We start from the raw sequence: 12,136 nt of genomic DNA on the forward strand, positions 1-12,136 counted from the left end.
GATCGGTGGGATTATGCTGGGGGAACCATGGAGGCGTAAATCGGTACGTCGCGATAGCGGAAGAAATTACGCAAAGTTAACGTTGTATGCTCTTTGTCTCCCGAAGCCAGAACCGGGCTTTGCGCCCGGTTACTCTTGTATTAACCACATGTCCGACTCTTCGAACATCTCCTCAAGCATGCGGTTGAGCTTTTCACGGTCGCTTTTGCTGGCGTCGCTGTTCAGGCCGTTCGCTTGCATTGGCTTAACCGTCACGCTGGCATCAGGAAAAATCCGGTGCACGCGTTTTGTCAGCTCGGCCAGGATGATTTCCCTGGCTCCCTCCAGCCCCTGTACGTTTCGCTTGTCATAAACCAGTTCCACAAACATGATTGTTTACCTTATGGATATTACGCATGTGATTCAGCCTGAACGTAAAATACTACTGTATATGGGTACAGTCAAACGGCGTTCAGACTAAAGCATTGTCCAGAGCAATGCAGACAGCGTTGCCAGCCCGCCCAGAACAACCAAAAACACCGTCACGCCGCGAAGCTCTGCCAGCGAGGGGCGGGTGTATATGAGGTACGCCGGGATAAGGAACAGGATCACCGCGATCAGTGGTCCGCAGAACATTTCAATCAGGCTGAGCACATCCGGATTGGCATAAACAATGCCATAGGTCAGCAGGAACAGCGCCAGAGAGGCCAGCCGCTTGCTGGCGTTGGCCTTTTTGCCGGATACGCTGGCAGCCAGCTGACCAAACGTTTGTGCGACCGACAGACCTACGCCGAGGAAGGATTTCGTCATACCGATGATAGCAATGAGCGGGGCAATGTGGTAAATCAGGCTGAAATCACCGTTTCCCTTCATCACCGACAGCACATTCAGGTTTTCCGCCTTCGCTCGCACAAAGTTGTCATGGGGGATCCCCAGCACGCAACTCAGCACGAAAAATAGGATACTGGCGAAGATAGCTAAGTAGGCGATGCGGATCACGAACAGTGCCTTTTTCTCACCCTCCGCTTTCCTCTCCCGGTAGTAAGAGCTCAGCGGGGAGACCATAGGCGCACAGCAAAACGAGAAGGTAATAAGCGGCAGCGTCAGCCAGATATTTTTCAGCGTTACCGGCAGCGGCGTGGCGTTCATTTCAGCGGCCGTATCGGTCAGGTTAGACAGATGCCATCCCGGGATAAGTGATACGGCGATCAGCAGTACAGATGCCGCGAACGGCAGCGCCAGTGCGCTTATAATGGCCACGACTCTGTCCCGGCCCTTGCTAAGCACCACATACAGCGCAGCAACCACGATAAACGACAATGGCCCACGGCTGATGGCGGTAATATGCAGATGCTCCACCAGTAAATTACTCAGCGCATTAATCAGCGCCACCCCGTAAACCAGGGTTACCGGGAAGAAGGTCACACAATAGAACAGGGTGATCAGCTTTTCACCCCTTCCGCTGAAGAAGGAGCCGAAGATCGGCAACGTGCCGTTTTCAGTCTTCTCTTCACGCATATACACACGACAAAGGAGTAAATGGGGGATCAGGGATAACGGCAGCCCCAGCAGGAGCATAACCAGAAAAATAACCGGACCACGGGTGCCGATTTCCACGGGAAGGAACAGTGTTCCCGCTCCGACGGCTGTACCATAAAGGCCCAGCGTCCAGATATTATCCTGCCAGTGCCAGTTAGAGCGTGTTGTAATATTAGCTGAGAGAGTTGTGGCTTTATTCATCATATTTTACCGCGTTGTTAGAGGGACGACGACTTATTTAGTTTTTATCTGTCTGTAGTCGTCGCTGCGCCATTACGTCACGGGTGGGAGGGGTTTGATGTTGCATACCGAAAACCTTATGTGTATGCCTGCAATAACTATCGTTATTCTTTGACGATGCTTTAACAGGCAGTTAATTAAGAAAGGGATTTGTTAAATTAACGAACAAATAACGACTGACTTTCCCTGCCTGCACGTCTGTTAATTAAAGAATAAACACCCTGTTTTATTAAGTACCATAAGGCGCCATCATATTGAAGGGGGGCTTATTTAATTATTTTATTGGGCGTGAAATTATCCCGTTATGCCTGAAATTAAAAAACAGAATGTAGACAATCGCGTAACCCGCTCGTAGCTTTCGAACCGTCTTGTAACATAACGCTCTCTTTATGGTGGCGAAGGGGTTCAGGACGTCGTATGCCTGCTATTAAACGCCCCATAAGAAAATCCTCTTCTATACTCAGTTACGTTTAGTGAAATATGCCGCCGCTCCACACGTCGCGTTTCCTTAATAGCGGCGGGCAGCAGGGGTATATATTCACGAAAACGCCTTAATAATGGTCAATTTTGCATTTTAGAGGGGGTTTCCTGGTATGTTGCATTCTCAATCCTCGCGGGTCGGCAGCATTTTGCTGCTGCTGACCGCGATAATAGCCTTCGCGGTGGCGCTATACGCCTGGTGGACGCCGCTTACCGGCGTCACTGGCACCATTGGCGCACTGGGCGTGGTCATTGCCAGCGTAGTGCTGGCGATACTGACCTTTATGTTACGTGCGGCATCGCGTCGCGGCGCGCGCGTTTTTCTGATTATTGTCACCCTGATGGTGTTGGCGGGTATTGCTTTCGCCGCCGCGCTGCTGCACCAGTACATCATAACGGCAGCCATGGTCGTCGGCCTGATTGGTCTGATTATGCTGAGCAGCCATTCCGCTCGTTACAACCATCCCGTCAGAAGCTGAGGAGCCGCCCGTGCACAACGATAAGCATTATCCCTTCATAAAAGTCAGCATGACGGCGCTGGCGCTGCTGGTCGCTCCGCTCGCGCTACAGGCGCAGGATAAGGCCGCTGAAGCCTCTCAGGGGACAAAGGAATCACTGAACATTGATGCGGCCGATCAGCAGGCGCCCGGAACCACAAAAACCACCGACGATGCCTCAACCGGCAGCGGTGATGGAAAGAAAGTCGCCTCGGCCAGCCAGCCAGCGACGCCGCTGGTGCCCGGCACCGCCACCTGGGACAGCTTCCACGGCCAGCTTAACGCGCAGAAATACAGTCCCCTGACCCAAATTACGGCGGATAACGTCGGGAAATTAACGAAAGTCTGGGAGTTCCATACCGGCGACGTCTCGGATGGTAAAGGCGATACGCCAGCTACCGTCTGGTCCGCAACGCCCATTTTCGCCAACGATACGCTCTACATCGGCACGCCATTCGATCGCCTGATTGCGCTGGATCCGGGGACGGGTAAAGAGAAGTGGCACTATGACACCAAATCGTCGCGCAAGGCGCTGACCCAGCCGGTGCTGAAAAATCGCGGCGTTTCCTACTGGCAGGCCAAAAATCCGGTGACAGGTGAGGCATGCCAGAAGATGGTCTATATGGGCACCGTTGACGGCAAGCTCTTTGCGCTGGACGCCGATTCAGGCAAACCGTGCAGCGGCTTTGCGAACAACGGCGTGCTGGATTTGAACCAGTGGAATACCGTTAACGCGAAGTATCCGCTCTCTGTCCTGCAACCGCCAACCGTTGTCGGCAACCATCTGCTGGTGGGCTGGGCCGGGAAGGACTGGGCCTATGCCGAAGCCCCTCCGGGCACCGTATTTTCAGTCAACGCCCAGACCGGTAAGCTTGAATGGACCTTTGAGGCGATCCCGGCAGAGATCCGCAAGCGTACCGGTACTGCCAACGTCTGGACGCACATGTCCGCCGATGAGGCCAACGGGCTGGTCTATCTCCCGGTCTCATCGCCGTCTCCCAACTATTGGGGCGGCAACCGCGTGGACGCTATTCCGCTTGGCACCTCGACCACCGCGCTGGACATCAACACCGGTAAAGTGGTCTGGTCACGTCAGTGGGTACACCACGACGTCTGGGATTACGATATCAACTCCGCCCCGACGCTGATGGACATCACCGTAGACGGCAAGCAGATCCCGGCGCTGGTGCAGGCCACCAAGCAGGGTTTCCTGTTTGTGGTTAACCGCCTGACGGGGGAGGACGTATGGCCAATCGAAGAACGTCCGGTTCCGCAGGGTGATGGGTCGGTCCAGGGCGAAGTTCTCTCGCCCACGCAGCCATTCCCGACCAAACCCGCGCCGCTGCTCGACCAGTCGAAAAAACCGGAAATCTGGAAGCTGGCGGATATCGTCGGTGGCGGCCAGTGCTCCCGCCTGTGGGATAACCTGACCTATGAGGGAATGTATACCCCGCCAACCACCAAAGGCGAAGGCACGCTCACCTATCCCGATAGCGCCGGCGGCGTCCAGTGGGGTGGGGTGGCGTTCGATCCGCAAAAACAGATCGCCATCGTCAACACCTCGCATATCGTCCAGTACGTGAAGCTGTACAGCCGTGAGGATTACGATAACGCAGACAAAGACTCCGGCAACGAAAGCGGCTTTGCCCCACAGGAAGGCGCCCCGTACGGTATGCGTCTGCTGGTGGCGAGCAACTGGCTTGGCATGCCGTGCTGGCAACCGCCGTTTGGTGAAATCGTGGCGCTGGACATGCACACGGGCGATGTGAAATGGCGTCGTCCGGTTGGCGCCTCCCAGCAGTATGGCTTCTTCATGCCGGAAAGCTGGGGTTCGCCTACCATTGGTGGTCCGGCAGTGACGGCGGGCGGCGTGATCTTCATCGGTGCTTCAATGGATGCCAAAGTGCGTGCCTACTCGGTAGAGAGCGGTGAAGAGCTGTGGTCCGATCAGGCCGAAGCTCCGGCGGTAGCGAACCCGTCCGTCTATGAATATAAAGGTCGCCAGTATGTGGCCTTCGTGGCAGGCGGGAATACGATCCTGAAGGATCAGGTGGGCGATCAGGTGGTGGTCTACGCCTTGCCGGAATAATTCAGCAGGAAGGGGAAATAAGCGTGGGGCCTGCGGGCCCCACTTTATTTTGCAGTAGTCGTTTTACCGACGCGTTATTTATCGGCTGATGCGCCAGCACGCGTTGACATCTGCTCGGCGGACTTCAGATGCTGCTCAACGACCGGAGTGTGCTCGTTGGCCAGAGCCTTCACATCCGGATCGTCGATTTTACTGGCGTCGCTCTTAAGCTTCGACAGCACCTTCTCGTGGTCCTTCACGCCAGCATATTCCATATACATTTTGTCAAAAGCGTCACCGCGCTGGTTTTCCAGCCTTGAGTTCAGGGCTTTATGCGCGGCGTCTGGTTCGGTCGGCAGCTCCACGCCCTTTTTCTGGGCAACGGTCTTGACTTTGGTCAGCGCGGCGCCGTGATCGTCGACCATTTTCTGGGCGAATGTTTTCACTTCACTGGTTTGGGCCTTGTCGAGGGCGAGCCTGGCGGCGGCAACTTCGTTGATATTGGCCTGCGCCATGTCCTTCAATGCTTTCTCGTCGCCGGAGCTGAGTCTGGCGTCCGGTTGAGCCTGGCCCGCAGTTTGAGTTTGCGCGGCGCTGGTTGTCTGGGCTTGTACGCCAACGGTGCTGAACATTGCTGCAACTGCTGATACGGCTAGCAGCCTTTTCAGGGTTTTACTCGTGTGCATATTGTTCTCCTGATGGTCATGGTACAGGTAAGTTTCAATTGCTTCAGGCGCAACCGGCAGATAAATGGCGACTGCACAGGTCAGTATAGTAGATGAACCTGCTGTACCCGCTGTTCAGGTCAGTGATGGCTGGTCGTGATGCTCAATCCTTCTACAATATTGATACGGATCATTTACATATTTGCTGCTAATGTTAAATATATAGATTCATCAACAGGAGGAATGATATGAAAAAAGCACTATTAGGGAGTGTATTGGCTTTAACAGTAGCAAGCTTCGGCGCATCTGCGGCAGATATGATTTCCAAGGATGAAGCGCACCACTTCAAGCTTGAATACCTTGGTAATGTATCTGTAGGGGCTTCAGGTGGACAAATTTCTTCACCTTCAGATCTTCATCAAAAACTCTCAAAACTGGCAGACGAGAAGGGCGGGAAATACTACGTCATCATCGCTGCCCGCGAGCATGGCCCTAACTTCCAGGCCGTCGCAGAAGTCTTTAAATAATTTTCTCAAATAACACAAAAACCCGCTTCTGGCGGGTTTTTTGCTTACAGACAGCCAAAAAAATGCCCCTGATGCGGGGCGAGTGTGAGTCAAAGCTTTTCTTATATTTGTCTTTTTTGTGCTCTAAGGCTTTGGGACAATAACACCTTGTTTAAATAATGCAATCTAAATGCATATTTAAATGCGACGGCAGCATACGTTACACAGATAGTCTACTCTTTACATACAGTTATGGTGAAAGGCAGTCAATCGTTAGCTGTCGCCTGCTGGAGAATGGAAACAGTAAACGGTTGCAAGAGGTAAACATGAACGTTGACGCACTGACGCAAAAGGCAGAAGAAGAAATTTCAGCGCTTATGACCAAAAAAATTTCAGAGTTACGTAAAAAAACAGGGCAGGAAGTGTCTGAAATTGAGTTTATCGCTCGTGAAGCCATGACAGGCCTCGAGGGGTATGAGGTAAAAATCAAACTTATTTAAGCGAAATTATTACCTGTTTCGGGACACTGGATAAATCAGAACGGCAAACGTCAGCTAAGACTATCCTGCGCGTGGCAGGATTGAAGCCAAAAAGCCCGGTGACGCTGCGCTTACCGGGCCTACAATTAACGCAATCCACAGGCCGGGCAGGGCGTAGCCGCCACCCGGGTTACCAGGCTTACACTATCGCGTTCGGGCACGCTTCTCCCTTTTCGAGTTGACGCAAATTCCCCAGCGTGGTTTCCGAAATGCTGATCAGCGCTTCGGCGGTCAGGAACGCCTGGTGTCCGGTGAACAACACGTTGTGACAGGCAGACAGGCGACGGAACACGTCGTCCTGGATCACGTCATTAGATTTATCCTCAAAGAACAGATCGCGTTCGTTCTCATACACATCCATACCCAACGCGCCGATTTTTTGCGTTTTCAACGCTTCGATAGCCGCCTGAGAGTCGATCAGCCCGCCGCGGCTGGTATTGATGATCATCACGCCGTCTTTCATCTGGTCGAACGCCGACTGGTTAAGCAGATGATAGTTCTCCGGGGTCAGCGGACAGTGCAGGGAGATAACGTCAGACTGCGAGAAGAGCGTTTTCAAATCGACATACTCCACGCCCAGCTCCAGCGCAGCGGCGCTTGGGTACGGATCAAACGCCAGCAGGCGCATGCCAAATCCTTTCAGGATACGAAGGGCGGCCACGCCAATTTTGCCGGTACCGATGACGCCTGAGGTTTTACCGTACATGGTAAAGCCGGTCAGCCCTTCCAGAGAGAAGTTAGCATCACGGGTTCGCTGATAGGCACGGTGAATACGACGGTTGAGCGACATCATCATCCCGACCGCATGTTCTGCCACGGCTTCCGGAGAATAGGCCGGGACGCGAACGACCTTCAGACCCAGCTCTTTGGCGGCATCGAGATCGACGTTGTTAAAGCCCGCGCAGCGCAGGGCAATGTATTTCACGCCCTGTTTTTTTAACTCTTCCAGCACCGGTCGGCTACCGTCGTCGTTAACGAAGATACACACGCCTTCGCAGCCGTGGGCGGTTTTAGCCGTCTTTTCAGTTAGCAGAAAGTCGAAAAATTCAAGATCGAAACCGTACGTCTCGTTAACATGTTGCAGATACTTTTTGTCGTACTGCTTTGTGCTATATACCGCGAGTTTCATAAGACTTTCTCCAGTGATTTTGGAACCACGTTAGCATGTTTAAAATTATCTTACAATTTTTCAAAATTCATTGAAATCAATAAGTTCTATGAATTATTGTAGAGCATCTACTCTTAAAAATGGCATTACCTTCAACTGACTGGCTAAACATGCGACAATGAGCGGCAAGAACGGCTTATTTTTTTCGCAAAATCAGGATATTAACTGCCCATGAAGGGTAAATACAAAGCCGCAATCGCGCTATTACTGCTGCTATTTCTTGTGCCGCTGACGCTGCTGATGACGCTCGCCCAGTGGGTACCCACGCTCGCCGGGATCTGGCTCCCCGTTGGAACGCGCATCGCGTTTGAAAAAAGCCCACGGCTCACGCGCCACGCCCTGATCATCCCCGATCTCCGCTATCTGGTAGAAGAGTGTGAAATTGCCCGCGTGGAAAACGTGACTCTGTCACACCCCAGCCGCTGGGATCTGGATATTGGCGCACTTGAACTTAACTCTGTCTGCCTGAGCAAATTACCGCAATCGGCGCCATCTACGGTGGCGCCGAAAACGCTGGCGCAGTGGCAGGCCATCCTGCCCAACACCTGGCTGACCATCCATCGCTTTACCCTTTCTCCCTGGCAGCAGTGGGAGGGTGAGCTGCATGCATCACTGACGCCAGCCCGCCAGGACATCACCTATAACGGCAAGCAGGTGAGCATTAAGGGGCAGTTGCGCGGCCAGACCCTCTCCATCAGCCAGTTCGATGTGCAACTGCCGGATCAGCCGCAGCCCGTGAAGCTGGTCGGTGAATTTACCCTGCCGCTGGTGCCGGACGGCGTGCCGGTGAAAGGGCATACGGTCGCGACCTTTAACGTGCCACAGTTATCCTCGCTGGTCGATGCCGATCTGGACTGGGAGGACAATCAGGGCCAGCTGGTGGTCATGGCGCGGGACAACCCCGATCCGCTGCTCGATTTACCGTGGCAGATCACCGCTCAGCAGTTGACCATCAGCGACGGACGCTGGAACTGGTTAGCCTCCGGCGTGCCAATGAGCGGACGCGTCGGGCTGAAAGTGGATAACTGGCAGCAGGGGCTGGAGAAAGCCACCTTCACGGGGCGGCTCAACGTGCTGACCCAGGGGGATGCGGGTAAGGGCAACGCGGTGCTGAATATCGGTCCCGGCTCGCTTAGTATGGAAAACAGCGCAATGCCGCTGCACCTGAGCGGGGAAGCCAAGCAAAACGATCTGATCCTGTATGCCAGACTCCCGGCGAAGCTGACCGGCAGCCTTTACGATCCGCAGCTTACGTTTGAACCCGGCGCTTTATTGCGTTCGCGCGGGCGCATCATCGACTCGCTGGATATCGATGAGATCCGCTGGCCGCTGGCGGGCGTGAAGCTCACGCAGAAGGGCGTGGACGGCCGCCTGCAAGCCATTCTGCGGGCGCATGAAAACGAGATGGGCGATTTTGAGCTGCATCTGGACGGCCAGGCTAACGACTTTTTACCGGACAACGGTTTGTGGCAGTGGCGCTACTGGGGTAAAGGGAACTTCACGCCGATGAACGCGCGCTGGGATGTCCGGGGAACCGGGGAGTGGCGCGACAACGTTATCGAACTGACCGATCTTTCCACGGGGTTCGACAAATTGCAGTACGGTACGATGCTGGTCAGCAAGCCGCGCCTGGTGCTGGATCACCCGGTGCGCTGGTCGCGGGACCCGGATAACCCCACCTTTAGCGGCGCGCTCGCGCTTAACGCCGGGCAAACAAGCTTTTCAGGCGGAAGCGTGCTGCCGCCGTCCGTTTTGACCTTCAGCGTTGACGGGACAGACCCGACGGTGTTCCAGTTTAAAGGGAACCTGCATGCGGACGACATCGGCCCGGTCCAGGTGAATGGACGCTGGGACGGCGAACGCCTTCGCGGTCAGGCCTGGTGGCCAAAACAGTCTCTTACGGTGTTTCAGCCGCTGATCCCGCCAGACTGGAAAATGACCCTGCGCGGCGGCGAAATGTACGCGCAGGTGGCTTTCTCCGCGGCCCCCGATCAGGGGTTTGAGGCCGGGGGGCACGGGGTGCTGAAAGCGGGCAGCGCGTGGATGCCGGATAACGAGATCAACGGCGTGGATTTTGTTCTTCCGTTCCGCTTAAGCCAGGGTACCTGGTCGCTGGGCACGCGCGGGCCGGTAACGTTACGGATCGACGAGGTGAAAAACCTGGTCACAGCCCGAAATATCACCGCGGATCTCCAGGGCGATTATCCCTGGACCGAAGCGAACCCGCTCCTGCTCACCAACGTGAAGGTGGAAGCGCTCGGCGGGAAAATCACCATGCAGCAGTTGAGAATGCCGCAGCACGATCCGGCTTTACTGCGCGTGGATAATATTTCATCCAGCGAACTGATAAGCGCGGTGAATCCGAAGCAGTTTGCCATGTCCGGCCCGGTGAGCGGCGCGCTGCCGTTCTGGCTGGACAATGAAAAATGGATCATTAAAGATGGCTGGCTGACCAACCCGGGGCCGATGACGCTGCGCATCGACCAGGACACGGCGGATGCCATTGTGAAAGACAACATGGTTGCCGGGGCGGCGATCAACTGGCTCCGCTATATGGAAATTTCGCAGTCGTGGACAAAACTCAATGTGGATAATCTGGGTGTGTTAACCATGCAGGCGGCCATTAAAGGCACCAGCCGCGTCGAAGGCAAAAGCAGTTTCGTAAACCTGAATTACACCCATGAAGAGAACATTTTTACCCTCTGGCGCAGCCTGCGCTTTGGGGACAATCTGCAAACATGGTTTGAGCAACATGCGGCGATCCCCCTTCTCCGCGGTTCGACAGGCAAGGAAAGTGAGGAACAACAATGAAAAAGAGGGCTGGTGTACTCACCGTGGCCGTCGTCGCGCTGCTGTCAGGCTGCACGCCGCGCATTGAAGTGGCGGCGCCCAAAGAGCCGATCACCATCAACATGAACGTGAAAATCGAGCATGAAATCCATATCAAGGTGGATAAAGACGTTGAAGCCCTGCTGAAATCCCGCAGCGATCTGTTCTGAGGATGTCATGAAACGATTAGCTCTGATGTTACTGGCGCTGGGGATGAACGTTCACGCCGCCACGCTTACGCTCAACGATGCGCGTGCCCAGGGGCGCGTAGGGGAAACCCTGAGCGGCTATCTTGCGCCCGTTCAGCACGACGCTGAAACCCTGGCGCTGGTGAACCGTATCAACGCCGCACGCACGGAAAGTTACCAGCAGCTGGCTGACAGTAATAATTTACCCGTCGACGAGGTGGCGAAAATGGCGGGACAAAAGCTGGTGGCCCGCGCGCAGCCGGGTGAGTACGTGAAGGGAATTAACGGCAAGTGGCTGAAAAAATAGCTAGCGATAACGCCTGCGGTATTCGCCCGGCGAAACCCCGAAACGCTGCTTAAAGGCGGTGGAAAAATGGCTATGGTCGGTGAAACCCCAGCTGTAGCCAATCCCCGCCAGCTTTTCGTCATCGCTGATGGAACGCAGCGCCTGAGCGCATAAATCGAGGCGACGGTTCTTAATATACTGCGCTACCACCAGCCCTTTCCCGGCAAACATGCGGTACAAGCTACGCACGGACATGCCGCTCTCTGAAGCTATCCACTCCGGTCTTAACGCCTCCGACTGAATATGATCATCAATCAGGGACAGAACGTGGCGGAACTGACGCTCCTTGCGCGGCAGCACCTCGTCACGCTGCTGGAAGGCCGGACGCAGCAGACACACCATCGCCTCAAGCGCCGCTTCGCTTTCACTGGCGCTGAGATCGGCATTGCCCATGCTCTCCTGCAACAGACGGTAGCTAAGCTGTACGGTAGGCAGACTGCGGGAGAGGGGCAGCGCGCATCTCACTTCCTGAAAACGCGCGTGTTGCTCAATGATTTGTCGCGGGAGCAGGAGCGAAATCTGGCGGGAACGCTCCTGCCAGTAAATGGAGCACGGGCGGGAGGCGTCAATCAGCGTGATATCCCCGGCTTTCAGCATCGCGCGCTGGTCGTCCTGTTCGATTCCGGCGCTGCCTTCCAGCTGAAACACGGTGTAGAACCAGGCGTCGTTGCCGTTTCTGATCTCCTGACGGGTGCGAAACAGGTTAACGCCTGCGGCGGTCACCGTGCTCAGCTTCAGACTTTGGGTGTAGCTGGTTTCCAGCTCGCCGAGAAACGCCCCCTCTAACGGACGTGCCGCAAAGCGCCCACAAACCTGGTTAATTTGCGCCAGCCACTGCTGAAAATTGTCCTGTTCGCTTGCACACGCCATTGATGTTCTCGCTGCACCGTCACTGTTTTCGCATTGTTGCATTTATGTTGCATTTTGTCAGGGCTACGAGGCTGACTATAGGAAAGAACACTCAACGGTTACAGCGATATAAGCGGGAATTATCACGATTTGCGGACCCTGTCACAGCTGGCAAAGCGAATGTCACACAGACAAAAGCAGGAATGCGAATCCCCTCTTAGACTGCATACACACCCTGCGAAG

At 54.9% G+C, this 12,136-nt stretch carries 12 protein-coding genes; 7 read left to right on the forward strand and 5 right to left on the reverse strand.

What is annotated here, in order from left to right:
* Positions 1–129: 129 nt before the first annotated feature.
* Positions 130–369 (reverse strand): DinI family protein, encoded by a 240-nt coding sequence (locus SK50_RS12910; RefSeq protein ID WP_003857390.1) that lies wholly within the window; start codon positions 367–369, stop codon positions 130–132.
* An 87-nt stretch (positions 370–456) separates the two neighbouring features.
* Entirely contained in the window at positions 457–1,719 is a 1,263-nt protein-coding gene (locus SK50_RS12915) for an amino acid permease (RefSeq protein ID WP_082197605.1), read from the reverse strand.
* 632 nt (positions 1,720–2,351) lie between these two features.
* On the opposite strand from SK50_RS12915, the gene SK50_RS12920 reads away from it, so the two are divergent.
* Both SK50_RS12920 and SK50_RS12925 read left to right on the forward strand, forming a co-directional pair.
* On the forward strand, positions 2,352–2,717 hold the full coding sequence (locus SK50_RS12920; protein ID WP_017694067.1) for a hypothetical protein: 366 nt from the start codon (positions 2,352–2,354) through the stop codon (positions 2,715–2,717).
* Between the two features lie 10 nt (positions 2,718–2,727).
* Positions 2,728–4,824: a pyrroloquinoline quinone-dependent dehydrogenase gene (locus SK50_RS12925; protein ID WP_045344786.1), complete on the forward strand. Its 2,097-nt coding sequence runs from the start codon at positions 2,728–2,730 to the stop codon at positions 4,822–4,824.
* Positions 4,825–4,898: 74 nt separating this feature from the next.
* On the opposite strand, the gene SK50_RS12930 is transcribed toward SK50_RS12925, so the two are convergent.
* Complete coding sequence (locus SK50_RS12930) at positions 4,899–5,489, reverse strand: DUF4142 domain-containing protein (RefSeq protein ID WP_017694065.1); 591 nt, start codon at positions 5,487–5,489, stop codon at positions 4,899–4,901.
* Positions 5,490–5,716: 227 nt separating this feature from the next.
* On the opposite strand from SK50_RS12930, the gene SK50_RS12935 reads away from it, so the two are divergent.
* Positions 5,717–5,995: a YdgH/BhsA/McbA family protein gene (locus SK50_RS12935; RefSeq protein WP_003857380.1), complete on the forward strand. Its 279-nt coding sequence runs from the start codon at positions 5,717–5,719 to the stop codon at positions 5,993–5,995.
* A gap of 305 nt (positions 5,996–6,300) precedes the next feature.
* Positions 6,301–6,474 (forward strand): GnsA/GnsB family addiction module toxin, encoded by a 174-nt coding sequence (locus SK50_RS23290; RefSeq protein WP_045344787.1) that lies wholly within the window; start codon positions 6,301–6,303, stop codon positions 6,472–6,474.
* A gap of 178 nt (positions 6,475–6,652) precedes the next feature.
* Here SK50_RS23290 and SK50_RS12940 read toward each other — a convergent pair whose 3' ends face one another.
* The gene (locus tag SK50_RS12940) at positions 6,653–7,642 is read right to left on the reverse strand and encodes a 2-hydroxyacid dehydrogenase (RefSeq protein ID WP_045344788.1); all 990 of its coding nucleotides are present in this window, start codon (positions 7,640–7,642) and stop codon (positions 6,653–6,655) included.
* A 210-nt stretch (positions 7,643–7,852) separates the two neighbouring features.
* On the opposite strand from SK50_RS12940, the gene SK50_RS12945 reads away from it, so the two are divergent.
* The 3 genes from SK50_RS12945 to SK50_RS12955 are packed head-to-tail and all read left to right on the forward strand — an operon-like array spanning position 7,853 to position 11,005.
* Positions 7,853–10,492: a YdbH family protein gene (locus tag SK50_RS12945; RefSeq protein WP_040117603.1), complete on the forward strand. Its 2,640-nt coding sequence runs from the start codon at positions 7,853–7,855 to the stop codon at positions 10,490–10,492.
* Positions 10,489–10,680 carry a YnbE family lipoprotein gene (locus SK50_RS12950; RefSeq protein ID WP_003857369.1) on the forward strand — a complete coding sequence of 64 codons (192 nt, stop codon included), beginning with the start codon at positions 10,489–10,491 and terminating at the stop codon, positions 10,678–10,680. Before SK50_RS12945 ends, SK50_RS12950 begins: the two co-directional genes overlap by 4 nt.
* 7 nt (positions 10,681–10,687) lie before the next feature.
* Positions 10,688–11,005 carry a YdbL family probable chaperone protein gene (locus tag SK50_RS12955; protein ID WP_006808832.1) on the forward strand — a complete coding sequence of 106 codons (318 nt, stop codon included), beginning with the start codon at positions 10,688–10,690 and terminating at the stop codon, positions 11,003–11,005.
* On the opposite strand, the gene feaR is transcribed toward SK50_RS12955, so the two are convergent.
* A complete protein-coding gene (feaR, locus tag SK50_RS12960; RefSeq protein WP_017694062.1) occupies positions 11,006–11,914 on the reverse strand; it encodes a transcriptional regulator FeaR in 909 nt (302 codons plus the stop codon). It abuts the gene before it with no gap.
* Between the last annotated feature and the right edge of the window lie 222 nt (positions 11,915–12,136).

The sequence above is a fragment of the Enterobacter sp. BWH64 genome (assembly GCF_001037645.1).
Taxonomy (GTDB): Bacteria; Pseudomonadota; Gammaproteobacteria; order Enterobacterales; family Enterobacteriaceae; genus Enterobacter; species Enterobacter hormaechei_C.